This window comes from Pseudomonas sp. HAR-UPW-AIA-41 (assembly GCF_002304225.1).
In the GTDB taxonomy this organism is placed as follows: Bacteria; Pseudomonadota; Gammaproteobacteria; order Pseudomonadales; family Pseudomonadaceae; genus Aquipseudomonas.
In genome coordinates, this window is sequence record NZ_NSLB01000007.1 from 60,376 (window position 1) to 80,817 (window position 20,442).

Annotated in this window: 18 protein-coding genes; 13 read left to right on the forward strand and 5 right to left on the reverse strand. The window is 54.9% G+C overall.

From position 1 onward, the window contains the following. Nucleotides 1-12 precede the first annotated feature (12 nt). The 3 genes from CK486_RS13970 to CK486_RS13980 all read right to left on the reverse strand — a co-directional run bounded on the left by CK486_RS13970 (nucleotide 13) and on the right by CK486_RS13980 (nucleotide 5,492). Nucleotides 13-2,430: a DEAD/DEAH box helicase gene (locus CK486_RS13970; RefSeq protein WP_095941011.1), complete on the reverse strand. Its 2,418-nt coding sequence runs from the start codon at nucleotides 2,428-2,430 to the stop codon at nucleotides 13-15. 438 nt (nucleotides 2,431-2,868) lie between these two features. Further along, a complete protein-coding gene (locus CK486_RS13975; RefSeq protein WP_095940923.1) occupies nucleotides 2,869-5,067 on the reverse strand; it encodes a hypothetical protein in 2,199 nt (732 codons plus the stop codon). 170 nt (nucleotides 5,068-5,237) lie between these two features. Further along, a complete protein-coding gene (locus tag CK486_RS13980; protein WP_176481713.1) occupies nucleotides 5,238-5,492 on the reverse strand; it encodes a hypothetical protein in 255 nt (84 codons plus the stop codon). A 122-nt stretch (nucleotides 5,493-5,614) separates the two neighbouring features. Here CK486_RS13980 and CK486_RS13985 point away from each other — a divergent pair, with 122 nt between their 5' ends. From CK486_RS13985 to CK486_RS13995, 3 genes are all read left to right on the forward strand, one after another. Continuing rightward, entirely contained in the window at nucleotides 5,615-6,487 is an 873-nt protein-coding gene (locus CK486_RS13985; RefSeq protein WP_095940924.1) for a YafY family protein, read from the forward strand. Nucleotides 6,488-7,107: 620 nt separating this feature from the next. Further along, nucleotides 7,108-7,362, forward strand: coding sequence for a hypothetical protein (locus tag CK486_RS13990; RefSeq protein ID WP_093985481.1), 255 nt, complete (start codon nucleotides 7,108-7,110; stop codon nucleotides 7,360-7,362). Nucleotides 7,363-7,437: 75 nt separating this feature from the next. Further along, the gene (locus CK486_RS13995; RefSeq protein WP_093985482.1) at nucleotides 7,438-8,487 is read left to right on the forward strand and encodes a reverse transcriptase family protein; all 1,050 of its coding nucleotides are present in this window, start codon (nucleotides 7,438-7,440) and stop codon (nucleotides 8,485-8,487) included. 309 nt (nucleotides 8,488-8,796) lie between these two features. Here CK486_RS13995 and CK486_RS14000 read toward each other — a convergent pair whose 3' ends face one another. Further along, nucleotides 8,797-9,852, reverse strand: coding sequence for a hypothetical protein (locus tag CK486_RS14000; protein WP_095940925.1), 1,056 nt, complete (start codon nucleotides 9,850-9,852; stop codon nucleotides 8,797-8,799). Nucleotides 9,853-9,955: 103 nt separating this feature from the next. Here CK486_RS14000 and CK486_RS14005 point away from each other — a divergent pair, with 103 nt between their 5' ends. From CK486_RS14005 to CK486_RS14040, 8 genes are all read left to right on the forward strand, one after another. Beyond that, entirely contained in the window at nucleotides 9,956-10,678 is a 723-nt protein-coding gene (locus tag CK486_RS14005; RefSeq protein ID WP_095940926.1) for a hypothetical protein, read from the forward strand. A gap of 1 nt (nucleotide 10,679) precedes the next feature. Then, a complete protein-coding gene (locus tag CK486_RS14010; protein ID WP_095940927.1) occupies nucleotides 10,680-12,635 on the forward strand; it encodes a DDE-type integrase/transposase/recombinase in 1,956 nt (651 codons plus the stop codon). Beyond that, the gene (locus CK486_RS14015) at nucleotides 12,635-13,585 is read left to right on the forward strand and encodes a TniB family NTP-binding protein (protein WP_095940928.1); all 951 of its coding nucleotides are present in this window, start codon (nucleotides 12,635-12,637) and stop codon (nucleotides 13,583-13,585) included. The genes CK486_RS14010 and CK486_RS14015 overlap by 1 nt, the downstream gene beginning before the upstream one ends. Before the next feature lie 12 nt (nucleotides 13,586-13,597). Then, nucleotides 13,598-15,475, forward strand: a complete 1,878-nt coding sequence (locus tag CK486_RS14020) for a TniQ family protein (protein ID WP_095940929.1) — start codon at nucleotides 13,598-13,600, stop codon at nucleotides 15,473-15,475. Then, nucleotides 15,469-15,801 carry a hypothetical protein gene (locus CK486_RS14025; RefSeq protein WP_095940930.1) on the forward strand — a complete coding sequence of 111 codons (333 nt, stop codon included), beginning with the start codon at nucleotides 15,469-15,471 and terminating at the stop codon, nucleotides 15,799-15,801. The genes CK486_RS14020 and CK486_RS14025 overlap by 7 nt, the downstream gene beginning before the upstream one ends. A gap of 12 nt (nucleotides 15,802-15,813) precedes the next feature. Next, complete coding sequence (locus tag CK486_RS14030) at nucleotides 15,814-16,263, forward strand: hypothetical protein (RefSeq protein WP_095940931.1); 450 nt, start codon at nucleotides 15,814-15,816, stop codon at nucleotides 16,261-16,263. 10 nt (nucleotides 16,264-16,273) lie between these two features. Continuing rightward, the gene (locus CK486_RS14035; protein ID WP_095940932.1) at nucleotides 16,274-16,675 is read left to right on the forward strand and encodes a hypothetical protein; all 402 of its coding nucleotides are present in this window, start codon (nucleotides 16,274-16,276) and stop codon (nucleotides 16,673-16,675) included. Between the two features lie 91 nt (nucleotides 16,676-16,766). Then, nucleotides 16,767-17,906, forward strand: coding sequence for a hypothetical protein (locus tag CK486_RS14040; protein WP_095940933.1), 1,140 nt, complete (start codon nucleotides 16,767-16,769; stop codon nucleotides 17,904-17,906). Here the strand turns inward: CK486_RS14040 and CK486_RS14045 are convergent. After that, complete coding sequence (locus CK486_RS14045) at nucleotides 17,900-18,853, reverse strand: hypothetical protein (protein WP_095940934.1); 954 nt, start codon at nucleotides 18,851-18,853, stop codon at nucleotides 17,900-17,902. The two genes, CK486_RS14040 and CK486_RS14045, sit on opposite strands and share 7 nt — an antisense overlap. A 128-nt stretch (nucleotides 18,854-18,981) precedes the next feature. Here CK486_RS14045 and CK486_RS14050 point away from each other — a divergent pair, with 128 nt between their 5' ends. Continuing rightward, nucleotides 18,982-20,145 (forward strand): hypothetical protein, encoded by a 1,164-nt coding sequence (locus tag CK486_RS14050; protein WP_141248912.1) that lies wholly within the window; start codon nucleotides 18,982-18,984, stop codon nucleotides 20,143-20,145. A 134-nt stretch (nucleotides 20,146-20,279) separates the two neighbouring features. Beyond that, on the forward strand, nucleotides 20,280-20,423 hold the full coding sequence (locus CK486_RS18105; RefSeq protein ID WP_176481714.1) for a hypothetical protein: 144 nt from the start codon (nucleotides 20,280-20,282) through the stop codon (nucleotides 20,421-20,423). Nucleotides 20,424-20,442: the final 19 nt, after the last annotated feature.

The window sequence follows — 20,442 nt, forward strand, 5'->3', positions numbered from 1 at the left end:
AAGTGTGTGAACTCAGTGCTGCTGCGTCCAGCCTGCGGCAGCCCAGTCCAAATTCTCGGGTATCAGGTAGCGGTTACTGGCATCAGCCAGTCGCTGGTTAGCTGTTTCTTCTGCAACCTTGAACAGCCCTTTAGAGGCTTCAGGGTCGGGGATAAGGCTGCTGTGTTCGGCAGGGCTCAGGAGCCATTGGCTGGCTTTTGCAGGGTTCAGTTTGGCTTTGCCACCGCTAACCTGAATGGCCACAAACTCCTGCCGCATGCGTTTACCCTGTGGGCCTTGCCAGCGCAGCATGGCTCCAAGCAGAGCACCCTCTTCTAGTTCTGGTGCTTTGAGCATTGCAGCTAGACCGCCAAAGTCGTACTCGCAGGCTTTGCCCAGCAGGTACTGCATCAGCTTGGAGTTGAGGTCGAGCATGTGGGTGTCTGGGCGATTGGCTGCCAGCATGCGATCCAAGGTCACATCCATACGCTGCGAAGCCTTTGGGGATAGCCCCATGTCGCGCATTACCTGCTCGGACAGTCGGATTCGCAGCAACCGTTCTTTGTGGCTGCGCTCAGCGACCTCAATTCCCAATTGATCGAACATCCCAAGGACGAAGCTGTAGAGATGATCGACGGTGATTTCCAGCTCGTCACGCAGTTCATTGGGGTCGCTGGTGGCGGCATGGGCAAACAACTCTCGCTGTTTAGCGGCAGCCGTGCGTGCCTGGTTTAGCGCTTCGTCGATGCGTTCACGAGTACGGTCTATGCCGAGCTTTGTCGCCTGTTGCAGGATGTCTTCTACGTCGATCAGCTCGGCCAGCTCGCCGAGGATTTCATCCTTGAGGCCTTCGTTGAACTCATGCCGCTGCACCTCGGCGAGGTCGGTCACCACGCTGTCGATTCGCTCGTACATCAGGTCGACGATGTTCTGATCCAGACTGTCGGTTTGCTGGATGTTGAACACGACAACCTTCTTTTTCTGCCCGTAGCGGTACAGGCGGCCAATGCGTTGTACAAGGCGCATTGGGTTCCAGGGCAGGTCATAGTTGACCATGACGTGGCATTTGCTCTGGAGGTTGATGCCTTCCCCACCGGCCTCGGTCGAAATCAGAAAGCGGCCTTGCTCCTCGAAACGCTTGATGGCTTCGCGTCGCTCAGCATGTTGCATGGAGCCATTGATGAGCTCGACTTGGTCGCTGCCATAGTGGTCAGCCAGTGCTTCGCGCAGATAGTTTTGAGTGGTGCGGTATTCGGTAAAGATCAGCACCTTCTCGTCGGCATTGGCAGCGTGAATCTTGCCGATGATGTCTTCGATAAACAGCTTCAGCTTGAGGTCGTTTGCTTTCAGTGCTTCTGCTTCGGCAATCAGGTCTTTAAGCAGCTGCACTTCACCGGCGAAGAACTCGCGGGCATCACTAGTGAACTGTTCTTCCCATTCACCCAGATAACGTTGGTCTCTGGGCTCTTCATCTGAGAGTCCGTTGGCCTCATCGTCGAGCAGGCGCTGAAGGCGGTTGCACAGCGCCCGGTGAATAGCTGCTGCACTGGAGGCTGCTAGCTTGCGGTAGACGGTCATTACGAAGCCAATGGCGTTACCGGTTCGTCCCAGTGCTTCGCCCGCGTCATAGCCTTTGCGCAGATAGTTCTGGAGGGTCTTATCGAATTCGATGGATTCAGTGCTGCTGGGTACCTGCAAGGCACTGGTTATTTTGCCTTGGAAAATGAAGTTCCCTTCTGCATCCGTCACATCGGCCTTGTGGTTACGGAACACCATGTCGTGCAGGATTTCTGGCTTGATGTTGAGTGCCATGAGATCGGTGCGCCGCTCGGGGCGAAGCAGCTCCAGTAGAGCGACAAACTTGTCTTGCATGCCTTGGTGAGGGGTCGCACTCAGCAACAGCATGTGCTTGGTTTGACTGCGTAGGTTTTTAGCCAGGTCATAGCGTTCCGAGCTGTCGAGCTTCTGCCCGTACTGACGACGACTGAGTCGATGGCCTTCGTCAAATATCACCAGATCCCAGGGCTCTGCCTGGAGCAGACTCTCCAGGTGACCTTCCTGCTTGAGTCGATCCATGGAGCCAATGACACAGTCGTGCATCTTCCATTGGCGAGGTTCGTTGATGAAAAAGTCCTCACCATAGATTTCAAAGTCTTCGATCTTGAACTTGTGATAGAGCTCTTCTTGCCACTGCTTCGTCAGGCCAGCAGGGGTAACCAGCAAGATGCGTTTGACCAGGTCTCGTTGCCTCAGTGCATGCAGGAGCATGCCGGTCTCAATGGTTTTCCCAAGACCCACATCGTCCGCGATCAACCAGTTGAAGTTGCCGGAGGCGAGGATGTGGTGCACCAAGTGAATCTGATGAGGCAGCGGTTCAATCTCTAAGTGAGAAAGGGCTCCCGTGTTTTCATTCCACACCTTGATGGCTTGGGCGAGCATGCGCAGTCGCATGCGTTCTGCATCGACTGCTTCGCCTTTACTGGCAGTGACAAACCGATGCTTAACGCCCTTCACCTGACGCAGGTATTGATAGGGCAGCCAATGACGCTCGCCACGCTCAGGAAAATCGACCAATACCTGCTCGCTGCCCGCCAAGGTGCGCTGCTGCATGATGACACCCTGCCCTAGTGATCGAACTCCAGTACCTGGCGTGTCATCGACCACGTCCATGCCATTTTGAAAGCCCGAGCGCACGGCAGATGCATCGACATAGGTCAGACTCTTCTCAGGAATGAACCAGTGAACCTGAATTTGATCTTCAGCTTCTTTAGCGACACTCATTTTGACAATGCCCCGGCGTTCGCCCTGACCGCTAGGCAGTGGTTGGCTGACCCAGCAACCAGGAACATGGGTAAGTCTCAGGGACTTCATGAGTTAATCCTTTATCCGTTAAGGCTCAATACTGAGTGAAGGCTCTTCGGTGTTCAGCCTGTGCAAGGCGGAAGTGAGTGACGCAGCTGACCATTGAGGCACGGCCTGACCAATACCATCGTTGATACTGTCGTCGTCATCCTCAATTGCTATCAGAAGTTCCTTGTCCTCAGCGTCAGTCTTGCTGTGCTGTTTTTTGCTTGGTTCTATTTCTCTGATATAGGGCTGGTCACTCAGGTAGCAGCTGGGCTCTTGTGGGTGCTTGGTTTGGAAAACACCATAAGCTCTGAGGAGCTTGGTCTTCTCGATTTCTAGCGTGTCGCAAAGCCCCAGATCACTGTATTCCTCTGCCGGTAGTTCACGGGGATCACAAAAGTCAAAGTGCTGGCTGGCGGGCAAGCAACCTTCCAGATTGGCGAACCTGAACCATAGATAGCGTGCAAAGGCCTTAAACGCGCGGCGCAATGTGCTGTTTTCGTACCAGGATGCAAATAGGTTTTCGAGGAACACCTCGATCTCTTCTACTTGGGGAAGAGAGTCAAAGGAGCGCACGATCAGCAGAGCTGTCGGCCAGGACAGAACGTCATGGGACAGGCGGCTACTTCCTGTTTTATCGAAGGCGATCCAGTAGATGTCATTCTCAGCCCAGATCACCTTGATGTGCGCAGCCAGAATCAACTCACCAGGAGTGAGGCCTTTTTTGATCTCTCTCTCCAACGCAAGGCGAGTTGCGCCCCAGCCGCTCATGACAAAAATCTGCTGAATCAAAGGCAAGGTGCTGAGAGGCCAGTTGGCGTTTGCAATCAACTCCGCTGCTTTCTGAAGTGCACGATCTTCGCGGGTAAGCTTGTCTGCCAGCCAGTCATTGGATTCGGCAGCTATCGGTTCTTGGTTGTCGAAGACCTCATCCGGGTCAAATGCATACGCGGCGTAGTCATCATCTAGATCACGGAAGTCATCCGGATTATTGCTGCTATCTTCTTCGCGTTCTGTTCCCAGTTCGATGATGCTCAGATCATGCAGATCATGATCGAGGTCGAGCTCATCCTCGGGATCTTCAAGCCCCAAACCCATCTGAACCGGAGTAGTTAGTTCTAGCTCAAGGTCAGTGTCTAGAAGATCGTCGTCGTAATCGTCTTGCTCATCTAGGAGCTCGTCTTGAATCGGAAGAGTGATTGGTAACTCTTCAGTTTGAGGAGCAGGTTCTTGGTGTACAGGGCAGTCATCAGGCTCTGATGGCGCTGGTGAGCTCAAGGGCGATGTATCGTTGATGCTCAGAGATCGCCCGGCTTTTTTGAATATCTTGACGCTGGCTTGAGCTTGGCCGGGTTCGCTTATCTTTCTTGGCAGGACAAGTTTGAGAATGCCCTTTTTAGGGACTGGCGCAGAGACTTCTAGTTCCTCTGGCGAGTCTTTAATCGCTGGTGATGTCGCTGCCTCATCGATTACTTGGTTTTCATCTGTGAGTGCCGGGGTTTCATTGGCAGCAGGGCCTGCTGAGTTTTCCCACCAATTGTCTTGGTTTAAAGGAGGAAGCTCAGCGGCAGCGTGCTGAATGAAATTGAGTGAGTCTTCCTCGGTTTTTGACGATGCCTGGCCTGCGGGCTCTGATGATGTTTCAAGTGTGGCCAGGGATTTGGCTGAGTTATTGAGGAAGGCTAGGTCACTAGCTGTAGGTAAATCGTCTTCTGGCTCTAGAGCGAGCTCGACAAAGGCTTCTTGTTGGCGTTTTAGCAGTAGCGCACGTTGCATCGCCTTGGCCCCGTCAATGGGGCGGCGTTGCAGCATGTATACGCGGCTGAGTAGGTTTAGGTAGTCAGGCTCTTCAGTTGTATCGATAGCTTCAAGTAGGAGTGATTCAGCCGCTTGTAACTTGCCTGCCGCGACGAGCTGATTGACGTCTTTGAGCAGCGTCTCTTTGTTGTGTTGCTTGCTCTTGAGCGAAAGGGATTGGGGGGCGCGGCTTTTTTTGAAATGCAGAATGAGCTCAAGGCGGCGTCTGATTTCATCCGCAGCCTGGTGGTTTTCGAGGAACTCACTGAGAAGCGTTCGGGCTGTGGCGTGCTGCCCTTGTGAAATTAGAAGTGCTACGGCTTGCAGCAGGCCCTCTGAGGAATGACCTTTCAAGCATGCGCGGATTTTCGTATCCAGCTCATTTGGATCCGATGCGGCATAGCTCCACAGTTCGTCTAAAAGCGCTTCCCAATCCATTTCCATACCGACTCCGTGACGACACCGCCCGCTCTGCGCAAATTTTGGAGCGTAGGGTTACCACTACCTCTTCGGGGTGTGGCTTGTGTCGTCAGTCACATTATCCAGACCGACCTTGTGGGTAAAGGCAAACAGCAACCAAAACATTAATTTCTTGTCCGCATGGCCAGCACTCGCTAGCTACTGGATTCGCTCACATCGATGCGTCGCGAAAGCTGTATCAACTGGGCCTCATGGGCTCTAAGCATGGCTTTCAGTTCTGCGTTTTCATGCTCTAGCCCAATGATCGTGCGGCGGCGTAACTCACTTATGTGGGCCTGACCTCTCAGTAGTTTTTGGATGACCAGATTTTTTTGCTGCATGACCAGGAAAATCAATCCCTGGAACACGAGGGTAAGAACAGCTAGCTCTCCATGAACCCACGGTTCCATGTGGCCTCCCGTGAAATTTCCGCAGATCGAATTGAACTGCCAGGTAAACCTTATGTAAGGTTTGGCGACATAGAAATATTGGTTACATGAACAGGTAAACTTTCTGAGCAGGATGCCCTCGCATGAAGCGTAAGCAATCAATAACCAGCGTTCGTTGGGATCTGGCACTACGTTACCGATTGATTGAGACCATCGCGCTTTGGGAGGGGCGACTCACCACGGGGCATTTGATGCAGAGCTTCGGTATCAGCCGGCAACAAGCTTCGAAAGACATCAACAGCTATCTGGCTGACCACGCGCCCGGCAACTTGGACTACGACAAGCACATCAAAGGCTATGTACCCAGTCGCCGATTCAGCCCGCTGTTTATTGATGACAGTGCAAGTGCCTACTTGCATTTACTGAACCAAAACAGCGAGCGGGCACCACACATCGAAGGCCTAGCGCTGGCTTACGCGCATACCGAAGTTCTGAATGTGCCGGATCGTTCGGTTAGGCCTGAAGTCTTGCGCCCGCTGTTGCGTGCCTGTCGTGAGGGACTTCGCCTGGAGTGCGACTATGTTTCTTTGGCCAACCCAGTGGCCGAAACACGCCTGATCGCACCTCACACCCTTGTCTATACCGGCATGCGCTGGCACGTGCGGGCTTACTGTGAAAAGAACCGCGACTACCGGGACTTTGTCTTGAGTCGCTTCAGGGGTGAGCTGGACGTGCTTGGTGAGTCCGACCAAGGCCGCGACGCGGATGATGGTTGGAATAGTGAGGTCGAAGTGGTGATAGAGCCTGATCCTCGGCTGAAACCCGACCAACGCAGCATCATCGAGTTGGATTTTGGGATGCAGGCTGGGCAGCTGAAAGTGGCGACTCGCGGGGCGCTGGTGCAATACGTGTTACAGCGCTATCAGATCGATCCGCACAAAGTGCAGACCAAGGCTAGCGCCCAACAGATTGTGGTGAGCAACCTCGATGAGCTGGGCGTTTGGCTGTACTCCTAGGGATGCGAGTTTATTCCGCCGGGCCGTAGGCAATTCGAGCGAGCAACCAAAGCACCCCGCCCAGGGTAGCAGCGAGCATTCCTGCATCAATTGAGCTGATCATCCACATCGGACACCTCCAGGTCGTGTTGATGATGACACTACCGGCTTGTGTTGGAGTCATCGACCTGTCGACTTTTCGTACGTAAACGTTTGGGACAGGTATCGGTTGCGACGCAGTGATGTCCAATGCTGCCTGAATCATCGGGTCAGATGAGGTTGAAATCTGCCCCTTGGCTCTGTGAAACTAGCCTGGCTGGGTGTTACCGCCCAGGTGCTCTTTAAACATGGTTATGAATCGGGCTTGCAGTTGGTGGTTAGGAAACTGACCAGCTCTGGTGTTCTCCAGGGCTACCTTCGCCCCACAACCTGTCGTCACCCCGATGTGCTCAGCGCTGAGGGTCACGTGGCAAACGTCACGTGGTTATCAGCGAGGCTTCATCGGCTAAACGACAGTAAGGCGGCGGACGGCTTATCAATTCTTGATAAGCAGAACTGTGGTTTGTAGCGGCATCTTCAAAGTTCCATTCGGCCCGAAGTGCTTGGCGGCGGGGCAATTTCGCCCGTCTGGAGCAATAACCATGAAACGTTTGAAGAACGCTGTCGGTCGTACCGATCAGCACATGCACAACATTGAAGATGCCCGCCTCAAAGGTGGAACCGAGCCTCGCCAAGAGCCGGAACGTAAAGGAGTCAAATGGCTGAAGAAGGTGGCAAAATTTGCTGCCAAAGTTGGCCTTCAGCGCCTTGCGGTATGGATCCTGGAAGACCCGGAATCCGCTTGGGATTACCTCCTCCTCAAGGTGGGGGAAATCCTTGGGGGAATCGCCTCATGACGCAACAAACCACATCATTCGAATTCCAGTGAGGCCGATCCAGATGATCGGCCTCACGTCATTTTGGGATAGGACATGGATGCTCCGCGTTACCCCTGCAAATCCATTCACAGCCTGAAGGCCCTCTCTTTGGCGCTTGGAGAGCCTGTCGAGCTGCTCCTGAGCCTCGCCAAACGCAGCTCAAATCTGTACCGCCATGTCCCACAAACCAAGAAAGATGGAAGCGTGCGACACACGTACGATGCTCACGAACCACTGAAGAAGGTTCAGCGCAAAATCGTCGATAAATTTCTGGCTCGGGTTCGCTACCCTGACTACCTCCACGGTGGGATCAAAGACCCCAATTCACGCCGGAGTATCTATTCCAATGCCCGGATACATGGAAAGGCTAAAACAATCCTGCTTCAGGACATCAAGGACTTCTTTCCGTCCATCGGCGTGCAGCATGTGCAGCAGATTTTTTCCGGACTCTTCGGCTTTTCTGACGAGGTGGCTCAGGTACTGGCGTTGCTCACCACCCGCCACGGCGTCGTTCCCCAGGGCGCGAGCACCAGTGGTTATCTGGCCAACTTGGTGTTTTGGGATACTGAGCCTGCTCTAGTGGCTCGCCTGCACGCGCGAGGCCTTAAGTATTCCCGTTTTGCCGATGACATTACGATTTCTGCCATGACGACTCTGGAGCGTTCAGCACTGACGGGGTTGGTCGCGGCAGTGACCGACATGCTGGCGAAGAAAGGTTGTCAGCAGAAGCGCACCAAGCTGCACATCCGCAAGCGCGGTCAATCGCTTTTGGCGAAGCCGAAAGTGGAGGCGGGCTATGAGCCGCTGACGGTCACTGGGCTTTCGGTCTTCAATGAGGCACCGGGTCTGCCGAAGGCAGAACGTAAAGCTATTCGTGCCGCGGTTAAGCAGGCGGAAGATCAAGCAAGCCAAGGCGCCAGTTGGGCACAGTTAGAACCGACGTTTCGCAGTGTGATGGGGCGTGTCGGACGTCTGATTGCTTGCGGTCATCCCGATGGGGAGCGCTACAAGCTGCGCCTCAAAGCTTTGAAGACGCGTTGTCAGGTGCCGCTTTTGGATCGCTATGCGGCAGCTGCGACTGGAGCGGATGTTCCAGTGGTTTAGAGTTCCACTGTTAGCGCCTTGATCCCCACGCCTTCACAAAATCGCCCCACCGCCGTCAGCGAACGCCAGAGTCTCACCGGCTCGCGCCGCTCCGGTCTCGACCAGCGCCTGCAACGTCTCCTGCTCGATGGCTCTTTTCATGGCGCCCCCTGCTCTCGCGTCAAACCAGTCCCCAGGGTTCTGGTATAGCGCAGGGCCTCAGATCGGATACCGCCATCGGTCGAGTGGTCACCGGCATGGGGTCAGGTGAGGGGGCGAATTAAACAAAACGTCCTATTACGTGCAGCCCTGCGGGTCATGCACGGGCTACTACATGTCGAGATCGACTTCCAGGGCGCCGCGTCTCTCAACTGGGCTGGCGTTAGCCCCTTCGCCTACTGCCTTGATACGGGATTGGACGACTTCGCGGAACAGTCGGCTTTTGGTGGGATGCTTCGGCAGCTTTAACAGCGGACGTAATGCCACCAACTCGCCAGAGGGTTGCCCATCGGCTGCCTCTATCGAGCAGTACAACTCCGCCCGCTCAATCAGCCCTGCGCCAGTCCGAAGCTGTTTGATCAGTTGGGTGAAGTACTGTTCGAACAGCACCTCTAGCACGCCATGGTCGTCGAAATGCGCCAAGTACAGCCACTGCCCTTTGGGGTCATAAGGTGAACCGCCCCAATGCAGGCTCAGTTCGGCCAGGCGCTGGAGCACCACGTTAGCCCGCTCGAACACACACCAGATGTGCGGTGCCACCGCGCGTTGCGACAGCGCGTGCTCATAGAGCTCCCGTGCTGCGGTGGCTGGATCGCGCCACGCACCCGGCTGAATGCATAGCACCACGCAGGTGAGCTTGCCTTTAGCGTTGTACACATAGTAACCACCCGGAGCGCCCAAGGTGCTGCGTCGACGTAGCGCGCGCCCTTGGTAGGCATCAAACGCGTACAGGTCTGAGGCGCTAAAAAAGTCTTCCATGCGCTGGTACAGCGCGTGTTTAGAGGCGGTCGCGCGGAGGGGGCGTGGAGCTTGGTTTTCCGCTGTGGTGGCAGCCTGATTGCGAACCAGTGCTTCGAGTTCATGCAATTTAAGCTGGTTGCTCAGTACCGCATGGAGTACTTCTTGCGCGACCTCGGGGGCAATCGATCCCAGCTTGGCCAGGCGCTCTAGGGGAGCATAACCGCAGTGCAGGCTGGCCCGGTCAAAGGCCGGTGTGAGTCCATCCAAAAAGCGCCCGGCGATTTTGATGCGAGACCAAGTTTTGGGTTTTAGGCCCAGTTGAGCGGCGACTTCCGGATCGCTGAAGCGCTGTTCGCGGGATTGCTGCTCCAAAGCGATGCCCTCTTGGTAGGTTTCATACCAGCTGGTGTCGACGCGGCGGCCCATAGCGGTTTCTCTGCTTTAAGTTGGACGGTCATTTAAATTTGTTGACAACCCTAACAAGGTTTACTATGAATGTAAATGTCCTTTCTAGGAGATTCCACTAAACATGCCTTCCAGAGCCAAAAATCGTAAACCTGTCCGCGATGTAGCCAAGCGCGTTAAGCGTGGCCACAAGGCCTATGTCGTGCCAACACCGCGTAATGACGCGGGTTGGGTTGCGGGTCAAAGCTTTCTGGAGCGCAACCACCTGCTGCTGTTGAGCGTGCAAGTGGGAATCAAGCGGCTGTGGGATCAGGCGGTGTGCATCGATCTGGACAACGAGACCCTGGTGGATCGCCTGGCGGACTTGCCCAAGCGTGGCGGCAAAGCTGTACGTCGCTACACCGCCGACAGTGCGTATGAGCGCGATGATGGTCAGCAGGGGGTGTGTGAGAGCAAGCCGAGTGCGTTTTTGGCGAAGCACGGCGAAAAACATGCACTGGCTAAGAAAATCCTCAACAAGTACGGCAAGTCGTTCACCACATTGACGGAAGAACAGTTCACCCCTGTTTTCATTTCCAACCTGGAAAACCTGCTGAAAGCCACGAGTGAGGGGCAACGACATCACGCCGAGTTGGCGATTGAAAAACTCCACAAGGCCCTGGTGCATCAGCAGCGTTGGTTGACCCAGGCCCTCAAGCAATCTGCCGGTCTATCGAACGCCGACATTTTCTTTGGGCTAGCCCATGGGGTGCTGTGTGCGGATCTGAGCCAGTCCCTTTTTGACAGCAACAGTTGGGTTGAAGCGGCGCATGGCAGCCTCGATCACCTAGTGTTCGTGGAGCTGTGATATGGCTGTAGTCAATGACAGCTACCTCAGTCCACGACGCTACAAAGTCGGTGGCCTGGTTGCAGGCTGTGATGGCCGAAAGTATGTGATCGACACTATCCACACCAAAGCCCAGCAAGTGGTGCTGCTGGGCCCGGTGGGTGAAACCTACGTTTATGAAAGCGAAGAGTTTCGCAATAAGGTCGCAGCGGGTGAGCTCCGACTGGTGGTGTGCAAGCAGAACTCAGATGGGATCGAAGAAATTTTCGAGCCCCGGAAACTTATGGCCAATGAACGTAAAGCGCTGGAGGAGCGTCAGCAGTACATTGAGATAATTCTGGAATACATCGATAACAGCACTTGGGAGTATATCTACAAGAAAATCAAGGAAGAGTATGGCGGTAAACGCAGAATTCCAGGTCGGCGGAGTATTGAAAGATACTGGCAAATCTATAAGCAGGCTAAGTCGCCAAGTTGTCTGGCTCCTAAGTATTCGCTACGAGGCGTACACCGCTCGTTGTCGCTTGATCCACATGTTGAAGATATCATCATCAATGTGCTGGAAGAGAAATACTGCAATAGCTCAGGTTTCAGTGTAAAAGATATTGTCGAAACCATTAATATTCGCTGTGATAAAAAGTCTGCTGAGCTGAATATTGAGTTGGGCGGAGTTTCACGGCGCGCAGTTGGTCGATTTATTGTAGGTCTCAATATTAAGAAATTGAAAGGCCGGCTGAACGAAAAAACTTTTCGTTTGATCATGCGCGATGCCTTGCACTTTTTCGATGTGCAAGAGCCTTATGCGCGCGTGGAGTTGGATTCAACCGTATTGGATATTTTGATTGTCGATGCGTTCGGTAACATCATCGGCAGTCCGACCTTGTACGCGATGATCGATACGGCAACACAGACGATTGTCGGCATCTTCCTCACCATTCTGCCGGCCAGTCAGGTCGGCGTGCTGCAAGCTCTCCAGTTTGCTTTTTCGCCTAAAGGCGAGGCGTTTCGTCAACAGCACGGTTGCATTCACTTGTGGCCTGCTCCAGCTGATATTCGTACCCTGGTAATGGATAACGGCGCCGATTGCCATGGCCCGATGGTGGTCAAAGCCGCACGTTACTTGTCGATGACGCTCGAATACTGCATCGCCGGCGCCCCCTACCAAAAACCCTTTATTGAACGGTTTTTTGGCACCTTGCATACGATGTTGATCAAAAAGCTGCCGGGAGCAAAATTCTCGCATGACAAGCGTGAAGACCATGCCTTGGAGAATGCTGAGAAAACGGCAAAACTCACGCTCGATGAGTTGTATTCTCTGATCATCCGCTGGATCACTGACACATATCATCTCAAGGTTAACGACCGCCTGACGAGCAAATTCAACTGTGCTTGTTCGCCGGTTCAGGCACTAGAGATATTGAGTCAGAAATATGTGCTATTTCCTGCTCCCTCAGCCGAAGAGTTGCTGGAAGCCTGCCGTCATCATCTAGAAGTAAAACTCAATGTGACGCGCGAAGGCCTCAACTATCAATGCCAGCAATATCAGAGTGAATATATTTCTGATCTCTATAAGACCAATGGCAAGCAGAAAGTTGAAGCGTATGTGAATCCCCTCGATTGCAGCGCAATTCATGTTTTCGATAGCGACAGCAAAACCTGGCGTGTGGTGCCCAATAAAAATCCGCATATGCCGGCGATGAGCTTCGAACAGGCGAAATATTACCGTAGCCAGAGCTACAAAACGGATCTTGAGATTTCAAGAGCCGAGCATGTGCTGAATCAACATCAGATTATCGAAGACGCTCATTCAACGAAGAGCAGAACGAGTCGTATTAATCGTAATCGTAAGGCCGAACGCGAAATCGAGCGCGCCAAAGCAGCGATCACGACAGCCTCTCAGCAGCCGCTGGCCGACGCGCCGCTGGTATCGACGGATCCCATCGTGGCAGCAGTAAAACCCCACCGGAGGAAAAAGTAATGACGAATCTGGCGAAAAAGGTGGTGCGTTCAGAGGGTATTTTCCATGCACATATGCTGCGAGCGTATGAGCGCGGCCTTGCAGTGATTGCGCAGGCTCAGGTGCCGGCAGATAAACGTGAGCCTCAGATTTTCCCGTTGCTGGGGCCTGCGGGAGTGGGAAAGTCGGAGACGATTGCAGCTTGGTGTGCAGATTACCCTCAGCAGCAGGATGCACAAGGCAAGATCGTTAAGCCCGTGATCCATGTGATCTGCCCAGTAGAGCCGAATCAGCGATCCATTGCCTTGAGCATCATTCGAGCTCTGCAATGCCGAGTGTTGAGCAGAAGCAGTACCTCGGACGTCGTCGATCAGGCCATGGGGCAACTGAAAGTCGCCGAGGTCAATACGATCATCTTCGATGAAGTCCAACATCTGGCTGAAAACCTCCGCGCCGAGAAAATGAAAATCGCGGTGAATTTTCTGCAATACATCCTCGAAACGTCTAAAGCCTCGTTGATCCTGGTGGGGTTGCCGACGGCTCAGCGCTTTATCAACTTCGAATCAGCGTTTCAGCGGCGCTGCCTGGCAACGGAGCTGCTTTATCCCTATGCCTGGGCCAGCACTTCTCACCGTCAGGACTTTGCCGATGGGGTGGCGATGATTGCGGAGGCGTATCGCGAGCACGGCTGGAAGACCGTGCTAGATGACCCTGACTCGCTGAAACCTCTGTATGCCGCCTGTATGGGACGGTTTGGTGTGCTTATCGACTTTCTCAGCCACGCCGAGACCGATAACTCCCGCAAATTGATCGACATGAAATGCCTGGCCAAGGCCTACGCACATGGCATTAACCATCAGCCGTTCTCAGGTAATCCGTTCTCGCCTAGCACTCAGATCTCGGAGCAGGAGCTGAATGCGGAATATGTGCGAGTGCTCCAGCAGGCGCACTTGCCGATTCCTAAGTTGTAAGGAGGCGACGCCATGTCATTTTTTCAGAGTGTCAGCCTCAAGCCTGGTGAAAGCTTGAACTCCTTGATCATGCGCAAAGCCGAGCTAAATGGTTACGGCACGGCGCATGCACTGCTGGCTGACGTTGGCATGACCATGAAGGTCTGTTACTCGGCGGAAGAGCTAGAACTGCTCCGAGAGTGCTTTGAGCTGGCTGAGCATGACCTGACGCCAGTGAGTGCAGGCCAGGCGCCCTACCTGGGACAAAAAGCGTTTTTGCGCAGCCAATGTTCGCCTGTCTGCCCTCAATGCCTGGCTGATGAGGGCGTGGCACAAGAGGCGTGGTCTCATGTGCTGGTAATCGCCTGCCATAAGCATCAGACAGAATTGCTCAGCCAATGCCCGCAGTGTGCAGAGCCGATCTGTCTGACGCGACGGGCGTTGATGCACTGTGACTGCGGCTATGAGTATTGCCATGCCATCAGTGAGCCTGCGTCAGCGTTTTCTGCTGGGCTTTCAGCCCTGTTGGAGAATGTGGATGCACCAAACCGGCAGGCGCTACCCCTGCCCCTTCACCAACTGAGCTTTGAGCCTTTGCTACCCGCTTTTTTGCTGATGCTGGCCAAAGCGCAGGGGCGCATGAGTGATCAGCTTCCCCCAAAATTTCGCTTTGCTGCCAGTTCCTCTTTTGAAGACTCCGTGGCGATGGTGGGGTATTTGGAGTCGCTGTTGGGTGAGTGGCCTCAGCGTTTCGATGACGTTTTGGAAGACCACCTCTTTCAGGGTGAAGGGGTCAGCTTGGCCGGGCGAATCGGTACTTGGTACAGGGAGCTTTTCAGTACCTATGCGGCGCCGAGCTTTGATTTTCTGCGTGATCGTTTAAAGGCACAGATCGCTGAACACTTCGATGGGAGGTTGGGTGTTAGCACTCGCGGCCTGATGTTCGGCGCTGACAACGCAGATTCCATGCATTGGTTCGCTGCCGCCGAGGCTGCAAGGCTTCTGGGTGTGGCTCCCGATATCTTGGCGAACCTGGTGATTACACAGCAGATTGATGGGCGAGTGCATCAGGAGGGCAAGAGTCGTTTCGTTGCTGTTCATCGCTCAACGCTCGACCAGATTGCCGCTGATCGAGCGAGCTATCTCTCTGCGACGGAAGCCCGTCAGCGCCTGAACGTATCGAAAAATTTCTTTGAGCGGTTTATCCAGGCTGGTGGGTTGCGCCGCTACAAGCGCAACGAGCGCCCCGTACTCGTGGCCGGCGAATTCCGAGTCGCAGATGTCGATCAGGTGATTCAGCAACTAGTGGGAAGTGTCCGCAAAAAGCCCAGAGCAGCACAGTTGATCGGCATTCAAGACATCTCCGCCAAGCATGGCATTTCTAACAGCAAGATCGTGGGCATTTTGCAGGACATCCTCCAAGGCATTGTGCAGCCCGTAGGTCATATCAGTTCACTCGTGGGGCTGGCCGGGTTGCAATTTGACAAGGTGCAGATCGCGAAGCGGGTTCGCGATAACGATCCTGACGTTGTGCTGAGCGTCAGCGAGCTGGCCAAGGTGTCTGGCTGGAAAGCCGGGGTGATCAAAAAGTGGATTCAGGGTGGATACCTCAAAAGCATCGTTCAGACGCATGGCAAATCAACACGCGATGTCATCCCCTTGTCGGCTCTGATGCAGTTTCTGCTGACGTACTGCCCCACCGCTGAGCTCTCCAAGCAGCTCAAGACCAAGACCCTGTACCTGACCAAGGCGTGGCGTCCCGCCAAGATTGAAGTCATCGCGCCCCCTCAGCAATCCGTGGGTGGCCTACGCGGTTTGCTGGTGCGAAATGCTGATCTTGCCCGCGCTGCGCAGCTGCGCAAACCCACTATCCGAGAGCTCGCTGACCAGTTGGAGGAGTCCCCATGCTGACGCTACTCAAGAAAGCCAAGCTCGCCGATGCCCTGTTGGATGATTACCCCGAAGTGATCACAGGCTATGTCGTCGATGCGAAGGTCGTATCGGGGTGTTTGGTTGGGGTTGCCTACAAGACCTGGGGCTATGCCAGAGGTGAAAAACTGATCTCCGGCAGCATCACGCAGGTCATCGAGTACGGCCAGCGTTGGCTGATCAAGACCGGCGAGCAAGATTGCCTGGTCGTCGTGAATTTTTCGCGTGGCGGTCGACAGTCGCTGCTGCATCTCATCGATCTTTTTGATTCCGCGAGCCTTGCTCATTCGCGTCGTTGTCTGCACTGAGGAGACACGGAAATGAAGCCTTCCAAGAAACGCTTTAGTCGCAGTGACATCGAAGCCAGTCCGGAAAGCGCGTGGATTGTCGATGTTGCCATTCTCAGCACGACCAAGGGCCCGTTGCATTGCGGGCTCGTTCAAGATCTCAAGACCAGGCGGGTGCTGGGGTGGTCGACAGCGCTTAATGCTGATCCGACGCTGCTGATGCGGGCTATCGAACTGGCTTGTGAAAGGCATGCCAGGACGCGCCCGACCAACCTCTTTCTCTATCGGATCAGCGAGAGCATCGCCCCAGATGTAGTTGCATCGTTGGTATGCCGGGAGTTTCAGCTTCGTTACATCGATATCCCGAATCACAGACTGACTTTATCGATGGATCGCGTCTGGGGGGAACTTCAACGTCGTTTCAGTCAGTCGCTGTCAACGCCCGCCCAGTTTCAAGGCGACCAAGACGATCTGGATGACTGAGGGCCGTGCCATGGACGATCTCCAAACGATTACTGACCTGCTCTATCGCCCTGGCGAGCCCATGCGTGGATCAACTATGACCGATGATCAGGCGCTGGCCTTTGCGCGCGAGCACTGTTGGTTCACGGAGTTTTGCCTGGTTCGTCAGTGGCTGTGGATCGATCTCGATGTGAGCGAAGCCCAGCGTGTTGAGCTGGAAAAAACGCGGCGGCAGCCGGTGATCCTTTATGCCCATAGCGTTATCTACGATTCGGCTCGCAGGTGGGATGTGGGCGATGTCGTGCGCACTTCTCCGCTCTCGTTGTTCGAGGAGGGATTCCTATTCCGTACGTTGAACTCGACCTATGTGCTGCTGGGGGAGGGCCAGCGTAAGCGGGCGACCTTGGAAACCGTGGGCCGTATTCGTTTCTGAGCCTGGGCCCCTTGGCTGGGGATTCGAACCGGGCTTCGCATAACACGTCATGGGGTAAATGGTCGCCCGCTCAACGTCACGGAGGTGCGCGATGTGGGAGCAATTTGATCGAGACAAACTGTTTGCCGAGGTGTGGGCCGAACCGGTGCAATCGGTGGCCAAACGCTACGGGCTGTCGGATGTGGGCTTGAAGAAGCTGTGCAGTCGCTTGCAGATTCCGACCCCTCCCCGTGGGTATTGGGCCAAGCTGAAGGCAGGAAAAGCAGTCCCTGCTCCCCCAACGCTACCGGTCTTCAAAGGCAATCCTCGTCACCTTCACCGGTTTGTCGCGCAACCGGTCAAACCATCTGGTGAGGCCCCACCACCGGATGCGCGGTTGCTGTCGGTTCTGGCGTTTGAGCGTGATCCCGCTAATCACATCCGGGTACCGAGTCGGGGAACGCACTGGCATCCCCTGGTGGCCGCTACCCGCGATGCGCTCAGCAGTGGCTACAAAGACAACCGAGGGATACCGATTCCGGGTGGTCGTGGATTCGATATCGCCGTCTCGGCTGGCCAGCGCAAGCGGGCATTTCGGGTGCTCAATACGCTGGTCAAAGCCTTGGAAAAGCGTGGTTATAGCCTGCGCCCTGGTGATCGGCACATGCAGGTCGAGATGTTCGGTAGCCGCTTCACGCTCGGTATCTATGAGCCCACCAAGCGCTCTAACTATGTCCCTACGGAGAAAGAGCTGACGGCCAAGAATCGTGGCGAATATAGCTATTGGCCGCGCTACCAGTACACCCCTGCGGGAACCCTCGAAATCCGTTGCGGCGATGGCTATGACGCGGTGGTCAAAGACAAGGTGCGGCAACCCATCGAGGAGCAGCTCAACCTCGCCGTGGAGGTGATGGTCGGGCGGGCGATTAGCAGGCTCCGCTACCAGGAAGAGCAAGAACGCCTGGCGGCGATCCGCGAAGAACGGCGCCGGGCGGCGCTGGCGCAGCAAGCGATTCAGGACGCTGAAAAGCAGAAGCTGGCGCAGTTGATTGAGGATGCGCAGCGCTGGCAGCAGGCAGAAACTATCCGGGCGTTTTTACGCGCCCAAGAAGCCCATGGCCAGCAGATGGGTGGTTTGTCCGAACAGCAGCAGACGTTTCTGGCTTGGGCTCGGGCTAAAGCGAACTGGCTGGATCCCTTGGTAATGCAGCCAGACGCCATTCTGGATCAGCAGATAACGATTCCTTACTGATCCCTCTCTTCGGGCATCGGGGGGCCAATGTACGCGCCACGCAGTGTCATCCGGTCAAAGCTATAGACATGGGCGTGTGGGCTTTCGACGCAGCGACCTACCAGGGGTAGTTGATGGTCTGGCTTGCCTGGTTGGAGCTCGATGGTGCTGCCGCAAACGGGGCAGTCAGCCGAAAAGCGCACCAGGCGCGTCCAGCGGTAATTGTCATGCCGGAACATTTCCAGCTCGCAGCTGGTTTCGCTGAACGCGGATACCCAGTCGGGGGCTTTGACGACGCAGTCGTCAACGACGCGGAACCAGGGGGTGTAAATCTCCCGCCAGATGAATACAAACCCGGCCAAGGTAAGTCCCAGAGTGATGAGGCCTCCCATGGTGAGGGGGCCATCACGTTGGCTCAGGGCGAACAACATGATCGCGAGGAGCAGTATCCAGAATGCGCTGCCCAGAAGGAGGGAGCTCAGAAAGCTGAGACCTCTGAAGCTCAGGTTGCGCATTTCGCCACCCTTTAGGAATAGGCGAGCGGCGAGTGATGTCTTGATCGCGCCCTTGGCGGAGCGGCGGTAGGCGACGGTCGAGGAAGGCGCAATTTCTGGTGTCTTCTCCCCGTCATTTTGGGGTTCCAGTTCCAGCCAATACAGGCTCACCACCCCCCTGCCGCCACCTGGCGTATAGCCAAGTTGCAGGCGCGGCCCATCAGATTCCGGCTGGGCCAGCTTCAGGGTGCGCCGCAGGATCGCGATTTTCGGAACCCAATCCTTAGGGTCTGAGTCTTTCTCCGTCGCATTACCGCAGCCGGCGAGCAGATTCCTAGCCTCGAAGGTCAGTTTCTCTTGGCTGTCAGGGCGGTCGAGGCAGCTATTGGTCATGAATAGCAGGATCTCGTACGCCCGTCCGCGCGAGGGATTCTCTGTGAGCTGATGCTTTAGACGCTGAAGTGCTTCGAACATGCAATTCCCTATGCCCTTGATTTATATGGATTTAAAACCTGGATTTCCGGAATCCGGCCATATCTGGAGGTTTTTTCTGCCGCTTATTTTCAGTCTTGAGACCTTCTTAACTCCAGCGGGAAAGTCTCATGACCATGACGATTGCAGTAGATGCCAGTGGCCGAGTTGTTTCGATTAACGAAGTAGTACGCGGTCTGGCTTGTGGCTGTCGGTGCCTTGAATGCAATGAGGTCGTTGTTGCGCGCCGAGGACTACAGCTGAGGCACCATTTCGCCCATGCTTCAAAAAAAGATCCCTGTGAGGTCACGCCAGAAAGCTTTCTGCACCGATACGCCAAGCAGGTGGTGAGAGAAAGCTTAGGCTTGCAGTTGCCTCCGCAGCCGGGACATCACCCAGATTCTGAAGACCAGAGCTCCTGGTGGGATTTTGAATCCGTTAAAGAAGAGCCCTGGATGGGTGATTTCAGGCCTGATCTTGTCGCTGAGCTGACGGATGGCCCTCTGTTGATTGAGTTTGCCTGCACCTCGTTTGTTGATGAGGAGAAACTGGAGCGGATTAAGCAGTTGGGCATTCGCACTGTCGAGATCGACTTGAGCGGCTTGGTCGTAACGCCCTCGTCGGATGGTTTGCTGGAGATAAGAAGGGTCATCCTGCATGACGTGACCTTAAAGCAGTGGCTTTATCCTCTCCCGGAAGTTGTTGGCGGCGATCCATTGCTGTCTGTTGACAGCGACGTTCAGCAGGGGCCCAGCGTGCACTTGCCTGAGCGGCAGCGGTTCACGATTCAGGGCTTTTGGGTCGATCTGAGGGTGCTTGATTTTGGTTCTGTGGTGGTGCGTTCAGTGGCGTTCAGTCCAGCTATCGCTGAGCTGCTCAAGCGACTGTCGCGAAAATACGCAGGTCGCTATGTGGCCAAGTATAGGAACTGGATGTTTCCTGCTTGGGCAAAGGCTGCGCTTCAGGATGAGCTTGAGGCACTGGCCGATGGTGATAGCTCTGGTTTGAGTCGAGTGGGTGATCCGTGTTCACAGGAGCTAGTCGCATCGCTCACGACCGAGAGTCAGCCGGACGTTAATGGTTACCTCGATGCACGACTTATTCTCCGGCAATACCGAGAAGGCCTTGCTCCGGCATGTCTGCCTTACGGAGAGTTCAAGGCTCGGCACTATGGCATTGGTTTGGACTGTGATGCGTTGGAAGATTTCTTCCGGGACAGTGGCGTTGAGCTTCTTTGTGTTGAGGTGGTTCGGATAGCTGGTAAGGCTGATTTCGTTTACGTATTGCGTCGATGATTGGGTCTTCCCTGCTTTCAGTGATACCTCAAAGCAGGGGCAATTGACTTCGGTTTTCGCAGCTTTGAAAAAATCCTTTTCTGCACTCCGTGCATTTTTACGATGGGGCCTCAACCACCCATAGGAGCTCCACCATGAGTCAGCAGAACCATCATGCCAACCAGTCCAATCCAAACAACCCAGCCCACCAAGCTGCGCAGAACAATCGCGCTAATCAGCTGAATCCAAACAACCCGGCGTATTACAGCAGCCGCCAGGGAGGCACAAAGAGTAAGTAATCAGAGTGCCATGGCCGGG

Bases quoted from the DNA above. Each gene is read 5' to 3' on its own strand.
- CK486_RS13970 (WP_095941011.1), bottom strand. From the start codon at position 2,430: ATGCGACTGCGCATGCTCGCCCAAGCCATCAAGGTGTGGAATGAAAAC.
- CK486_RS13975 (WP_095940923.1), bottom strand. From the start codon at position 5,067: ATGGAAATGGATTGGGAAGCGCTTTTAGACGAACTGTGGAGCTATGCC.
- CK486_RS13980 (WP_176481713.1), bottom strand. From the start codon at position 5,492: ATGGAACCGTGGGTTCATGGAGAGCTAGCTGTTCTTACCCTCGTGTTC.
- CK486_RS13985 (WP_095940924.1), top strand. From the start codon at position 5,615: ATGAAGCGTAAGCAATCAATAACCAGCGTTCGTTGGGATCTGGCACTA.
- CK486_RS13990 (WP_093985481.1), top strand. From the start codon at position 7,108: ATGAAACGTTTGAAGAACGCTGTCGGTCGTACCGATCAGCACATGCAC.
- CK486_RS13995 (WP_093985482.1), top strand. From the start codon at position 7,438: ATGGATGCTCCGCGTTACCCCTGCAAATCCATTCACAGCCTGAAGGCC.
- CK486_RS14000 (WP_095940925.1), bottom strand. From the start codon at position 9,852: ATGGGCCGCCGCGTCGACACCAGCTGGTATGAAACCTACCAAGAGGGC.
- CK486_RS14005 (WP_095940926.1), top strand. From the start codon at position 9,956: ATGCCTTCCAGAGCCAAAAATCGTAAACCTGTCCGCGATGTAGCCAAG.
- CK486_RS14010 (WP_095940927.1), top strand. From the start codon at position 10,680: ATGGCTGTAGTCAATGACAGCTACCTCAGTCCACGACGCTACAAAGTC.
- CK486_RS14015 (WP_095940928.1), top strand. From the start codon at position 12,635: ATGACGAATCTGGCGAAAAAGGTGGTGCGTTCAGAGGGTATTTTCCAT.
- CK486_RS14020 (WP_095940929.1), top strand. From the start codon at position 13,598: ATGTCATTTTTTCAGAGTGTCAGCCTCAAGCCTGGTGAAAGCTTGAAC.
- CK486_RS14025 (WP_095940930.1), top strand. From the start codon at position 15,469: ATGCTGACGCTACTCAAGAAAGCCAAGCTCGCCGATGCCCTGTTGGAT.
- CK486_RS14030 (WP_095940931.1), top strand. From the start codon at position 15,814: ATGAAGCCTTCCAAGAAACGCTTTAGTCGCAGTGACATCGAAGCCAGT.
- CK486_RS14035 (WP_095940932.1), top strand. From the start codon at position 16,274: ATGGACGATCTCCAAACGATTACTGACCTGCTCTATCGCCCTGGCGAG.
- CK486_RS14040 (WP_095940933.1), top strand. From the start codon at position 16,767: ATGTGGGAGCAATTTGATCGAGACAAACTGTTTGCCGAGGTGTGGGCC.
- CK486_RS14045 (WP_095940934.1), bottom strand. From the start codon at position 18,853: ATGTTCGAAGCACTTCAGCGTCTAAAGCATCAGCTCACAGAGAATCCC.
- CK486_RS14050 (WP_141248912.1), top strand. From the start codon at position 18,982: ATGACCATGACGATTGCAGTAGATGCCAGTGGCCGAGTTGTTTCGATT.
- CK486_RS18105 (WP_176481714.1), top strand. From the start codon at position 20,280: ATGAGTCAGCAGAACCATCATGCCAACCAGTCCAATCCAAACAACCCA.